A 6,191-nucleotide genomic window follows, 5' to 3' on the forward strand; every position below is an offset into this window, starting at 1 on the left:
CTAATTTTACCTTTTTTTCCTATAACGTCGCCCCACAATACCAACCATAAGAAATAAACTCGTTAATAATGAACCACTCGACGACTTTTCGGGCTCTGGAACTGGATTAGGAGTTGGTGTAGGTACGTTATCAATTAACGTATTAGACTTTGGTGACAAGTTTGCTGCCGTAGTAGGATCTGCATCAATTATCACTATGTTATTAACAGTCACCAAATTACTTTCATCAGGATCAACACTCGTGTCACTACATTGGGAAGAGGTGTAATTAACGACTGGTACTTCACCGCAGCGATCTAAAGCCGCTATTTTATCTATAACAGCCATACCTTGTTCAGTAGTTACTTGACCAAAGACAGTATAACCGCCATTAGTCGCATCTAAGCTCACGCTATTATCCTTCAGATTAAAATACCACTGACTTGTCGCGCTATTTGCACTGTTACTGAGTTTAGCCATCGCAATTGTACCACGGACGTTAGACAATACCGGCTCATTTTGTATTGAAGAAAATGTTTCAATTCTATCTAACGGAATTGTCCCTTCATACTTAAAACCACCGCCCTGTAACACAAAGTTAGGCACGCTACGATGTACCGTAGAGTCTTGATAACTATTTTGATCTACATAACGTAAAAAATTATTTACTGTGATTGGGGTTGTTTGATCAAACAGGTTAACTTGAAAAGAACCTTGAGAGGTTTCAAATTCCACAATCGTTGCAAAAGCTGTACTGCTAGTGCTCAATAATGTACAAAGACATAACGCTTTCATTTTATTCATAGTATGCTACTTAAATGTTAATATTTTTTGTTGATACACGTTTTAATTATCCCAATGGTAATTATAAAAGCGATTAATCACCATAAAATCTTGTTGAATTTACAAAAAATAACAAAATCAAGCGCCGTTTTTACAAAACACCATAATATGAAGCAATAACACTTTATTTCCAGTAAAGATAACTCAATAAACATACTTTGCTTAAACAGTAATCACAATTACACTGTATCTTATCTGTGGTCTTGTCGCTTATTGAAATAAATACACACTGACAGAGTCCCAAAACCTCATTTAGATCAACAATAAAAATAAGAAAATGATAGCGCTGTCATTAAAACTCTTAAATTTAATAACTTATAACAATTGCAGCTTTTCACCACAGTCGATATTATTACCACAAAGCCAATGATTTATAATGAATTAATTTGTATAACTTGCGACAATTTTTCCACTTAGATGACAACTTACCTCACACTCGGCATATCGCACATTGGCAAGTCAGTGCTCTGCGGCTAATGTTAATGACTGTATTTCTCATTTCTCTTGCTATCACATCACACAGCCTATATGCCTATGTGGCATCGCAAACCCCAAGCCACTTAACGATAACCAGTGTTGCAAGTACGATTATATTTAGCCTCTTATTATTTAGCCGTAAGTACTATTTTTTTAGTGCGCATACTTTGCTTCTGAGTATCACCATTTTTGCGATTTACATTCACCTTTTCACGCCTGCGATACACGCCATACAGATCAGCGCCACCATTACCTACGTGACGCCTGTAATTGCACTTCTCTTAATTGGCAGAAAAACGTCGACGTGTTATACGGTTTTAAACTTGTTACCGCTATACATCATTTTCCAAGATTTAGGCTCGCCAGCTAAAAATGCCCAAGCTGAACTACTGCACAATGCACACTTTTATATTCATACTTTTGTTTTTTTCTTTTTTAATATTTGTATCCCATTGGCTGTATGGCGTACAAGCCTTGCAGCCATGCATTTACAACAGCAGTTACAACAGCACAGTGCATTACTAGAAAAACAAAAGAATTTATACCGAAAATTTTTCCAAAATGCATACTCCGCCATTATTTTAGTCAATGAAAAACAACAAATCGTTGAAGCAAATAGAAAAGCAAAACAACTACTTAACTTGTATCATCACCCTCTACCATGCCATAGTAAGCTCATATTCAACCAAGCAATTGGTGATAGTGGCCAGCTTTATAAACGCGCTAACTCAATACTACAAATTGATGCAAAAGAACGCCATGAAAAATCTTTATCTGCATGGTATGTCAGTGATGCGTCTGAACAGTTTCACCTTCAACAACAATTTAAAGCACTCGGTGCACAACACCATCAAACCAAGTACTTCAATACGCAGGTGAATTTACCCAATAAAACATGGCTACGTGAGCAAATAGATATCGCCGTTAAAGGGGCTGCCCCTTTTATTGTCGCAATTGCCGATAACCAAAACTTAAAAGTACTAGAACACGGCATAGACGCTGAACAACGCAAACTATTATACAAACACATAAACAAAATATTTGAACACCATAATCAGGCAAATAGTGCTGTTGCCTATTTAGGCTCTGGTCGATTAGGTTTTATTGCAGCCCATAACGGAGCGGTCATCGATACGGTCAAACAGTGGCAGCAAAACCTTGATTTTTGGATACGCTTAGGAAACCTGCAATACCACGCTAAATATGCAGTTTCTGTTGCGGCCTATCCGCAGCATGGTTATAGCGCCGAACGTTTATTAAAAAACGCTGTTCAAGCATGCGAATTACGTCATTCAAATGTGCTGTATTCTGTTTTTGACTTTAGCCTGAAAAAACAGCGTCTCGGTCGTCACGAAATGGCCCTGCTCCTAGAAAAAGCGCTAGAGTACGATGAGTTAGAAATTTACTTGCAAGGTAAGCATTTCGCATGTGGTCGATTAATTGGGTTTGAAGCACTGGCGCGCTGGAACAGCCATTTACTGGGCTTCGTCCCTGCAGGTGAATTTATTGCTATCGCCGAGGAGTTTGGACTGATCGAAGCATTAACCCAGTATATTATTCATAAATTGTGTCAAACCTTAGCAAACTACCCAGCACTTTCCGTGCCCATAGCTGTTAATGTAAGCGCACAAGATTTAGAACAAGACGATTTTGCACAACAAATTAAAGCACACTTACAAAAGTACAATCTAGCAGCAAGTGCTATTGAACTTGAACTTACCGAATATAGCATTGCAAATGATAGAGCCCACACCCTGATGCAACTAAAATCACTGAGTCAATTCGGTATAAAGCTCGCTATAGATGATTTTGGTACGGGTTACTCAAATATCGCTCGATTGATTGAGTACCCTATTAATCGACTTAAATTTGATCGAAGTTTATTAGACAAGATAGACACAGATAGAAACCAGCATGCATTACTCAGCGGTATGGTCAAAATATGTGCTAAACTGGGTATCGCAGCCCTTGCAGAAGGGGTTGAAACAACCCCACAACGCGACGCACTTGCCCAACTTGGGATGCAAGAATTTCAAGGTTACCTCTATTCGACCCCACAGCCGATTGAGCAAGTACTCGCCCCTTATGTATTGCAACTACAAGCACATTAATAAACTATATTTGGCCCTTCTTTAATATACTTGACGTTGTCATAAAATATACAGAACACTTACTATGCAAGGCTGCATATGGTCTACAATTTAAATCGAGATACTAGATCTCTTAATCGCTTATATTCACCTTCAAGTTCATTGCAGCACCCAGATGCATACTCTATTGATTGGTTGTTATTTGCAGCCAACTCACTAATAGACGACACTTGCTGCGCCATATCACGTGCAACGGCGCTTTGCTCTGATGTTGCGGTTGCTACCTGAGAGTTATAACCTTCAATCTCAGCAACTTCTTTGTTTATTCCTTCAAAGGAGTCTGTCACTTTATGGGTAGTAACAAGCGTGTCTTCAACACTTTTGAGCGCAACTTTCATCGTCGTTACTGTTTGTTGCGTACCATGTTGTAGTGTTTCGATGATTGTTTGGATCTCTTTGGTAGAATCCTGAGTTTTTTGTGCAAGCGAACGAACTTCATCAGCAACAACGGCAAAACCTCGGCCTTGCTCACCCGCTCTGGCAGCTTCAATGGCGGCATTTAGCGCCAGTAGATTTGTTTGTTCAGCAATCCCTCTGATCACCTCTAATACAGAGCCAATATCGTTACTGTCTTTTGCCACTCTATCGACACTGTTTGAAGTCGTTGAAATCGTTTCTTTAAGCGTTTCGTTATAATGCATATTCGCTTCAACATTACGCTTACCGTCATTTACCTGATCAACCGCCGCATGTGTCGCATGATTAGAACTTTTTGCAGATTCGGCCAACGAGTCTGATGTTTGCGCCATCTCTTCAATTGCAGCCGATAGCTGCAGTGTCATGCCTGATTGTTCTTGTGACTGTGATGTCACCACATTAAAGTTGTCTCTAAGCAAGTTAACCGAGCGACTTAAATTAGTAGATGAGTCAGATACTTCCTGTATTGCACCATTAATACTTTGCATCATTAAATTGAATGAGCGTTCAACCTGACCAATTTCATCTTTATCTGATTTACCTGCTCGCAAGTCAGCCCTAAGCGACAAATCGAGTGTATTCGCAACTCGCATAACAAAGTCATTCAATTGCAATATCGGCTTAGAAAGGTATCCACCCAACGCCCATGCTGCGGTTAATCCCAAAGCAATAATAATAAGCGTGCTAATAATCGCAGTAGTGACTAACGAACTGAGTATGCCATCCATTGCCGCAAACCCTTCTGACTCATCAATTTCGCTTAAAATTGCCCAGCGATTATCACCCACTTCAATAAATCCATAGGCTGATGCAACCTTCACCCCTCTATAGTCGGCGATTAAACCAAACCCTTGTTGCCCCTTTAATGCCGCTCGCACCGCTTGCGTATCTACTGGTGCAATCCCCAAAGAAGAATCTCTGATATCGATTTGCTTAATGGTTTTATTGTCAATGCCTGAACTGGTCAGTGCAGCCAAGTATGCAGCTTTGTCTTCAAGTAAAAACCGGCTTTGTGAGCGCATCAAGCCATCGTCGCCAACCAAATAGGTTTCCCCAGACATACCCAAGCCACGAGACTGCCATTGTTCGTGATATGTCATAATGTCATTAATTCGGTCCACAGGGGCTTGAAATATCAATACCCCAACGCGAGTGCCCTGTTTAAATATCGGCGACGCAAAAAAAGCAGCAGGTGCTTCATATGAAGGTGTATAAGGGTGGAAGTCAATAATTTTAACTTCTCCTTCAGATAAGTTCATGCCAGCACGATATGCCTTACCCAGCCCTGAGTTTGCATATGCCCCATTCTTTAATGAAGTAGCAAAATCAAGTTCTTTAAATACAGAATAAACAACATCCCCCGTTTTCGCATCTGCGATAAATATGTCGTAATACCCAAAAGCCTCTAATGTTTTCTTAAATGAAAGGTGGTATTGAACGTGCGCCTGCTGATAAGCACTCCCATCATCGGAATTAATCAATTCACTTTTACTACCTAGTGGATGTGAATTATTAGCAATATAGGTATATTGCAATGCTTTGCCATGCTCAGATAACGTCGTTAACAGAGACTGAACATTGATATTTTTGTTGTCATTAAGAGATTTATAAGTCGATAAAAACTGTTGCTGATAGAACTGAGACAACTTGCTATCTACTTGTGCTGATGAAGCCGATGTGGATGAAAGGGTATACTGCTTAAAAGCATCACTAAATTGTACCGCTCCCTCAACGGTCATAACAGATGACGCCAATGTCGCAATATGGTGTTCAATGTTATCTAGATAACTGGTAATTTGTTCAGCCTTTGCATCTCGCAGCCCGATCAATCGATTTTGTAATTGCTCTTCTAACGCTGTCGATGTCATCGACTCCGCTAACTTGGTCAAAACAACTGATGTGGTGAGTACACCAACAGCAATAATGACAGCTACATTCATTATAATCTTTGTTTTTATACGCACGCTGATACCTCTTCGAATAAAAAGCCAAAATAACCTTGGCACTGTATTAAAGCTAGTTTATTTGCGTACAATCGCCAAGTATAAAGTACATAAAAAGTATATATTTTTCAGATATCTGTCAATTGTCAAAGAATAATCAAAAAATGCCTAAACCTACCGTTTTCCTCTTGCTCGAGCTTCGTATAATTTGACCTTTAAAGGGTAGCTGGTATCTTTACGAGAGAGTGTAAAAATACCGCATAAAACGTGTTTTATATAATGAGTACCAACTCACTTTCGTTAATCATGCAACCGTAGAGAGCTGTTTTGTTTAAATTTAATTGTTATTCATCTGACATATCAGACATATATGGACACTCCC

The 6,191-nt window shown here is 39.4% G+C and carries 3 protein-coding genes; 1 reads left to right on the top strand and 2 read right to left on the bottom strand.

Going from position 1 to position 6,191, the window contains the following annotated elements; genetic code table 11:
• Nucleotides 1-6: 6 nt before the first annotated feature.
• Complete coding sequence (locus tag CWC18_RS18495) at nt 7-774, bottom strand: peptidylprolyl isomerase (protein ID WP_432760761.1); 768 nt, start codon at nt 772-774, stop codon at nt 7-9.
• Nucleotides 775-1,304: 530 nt separating this feature from the next.
• On the opposite strand from CWC18_RS18495, the gene CWC18_RS18500 reads away from it, so the two are divergent.
• A complete protein-coding gene (locus CWC18_RS18500) occupies nt 1,305-3,410 on the top strand; it encodes an EAL domain-containing protein (protein ID WP_171041159.1) in 2,106 nt (701 codons plus the stop codon).
• 83 nt (nt 3,411-3,493) lie between these two features.
• Here CWC18_RS18500 and CWC18_RS21105 read toward each other — a convergent pair whose 3' ends face one another.
• Nucleotides 3,494-5,806, bottom strand: coding sequence for a methyl-accepting chemotaxis protein (locus tag CWC18_RS21105; protein ID WP_171041160.1), 2,313 nt, complete (start codon nt 5,804-5,806; stop codon nt 3,494-3,496).
• Between the last annotated feature and the right edge of the window lie 385 nt (nt 5,807-6,191).

Origin of the sequence: Pseudoalteromonas aurantia (assembly GCF_005886875.1) — a bacterium.
Classification (GTDB): Bacteria; Pseudomonadota; Gammaproteobacteria; order Enterobacterales; family Alteromonadaceae; genus Pseudoalteromonas; species Pseudoalteromonas aurantia_A.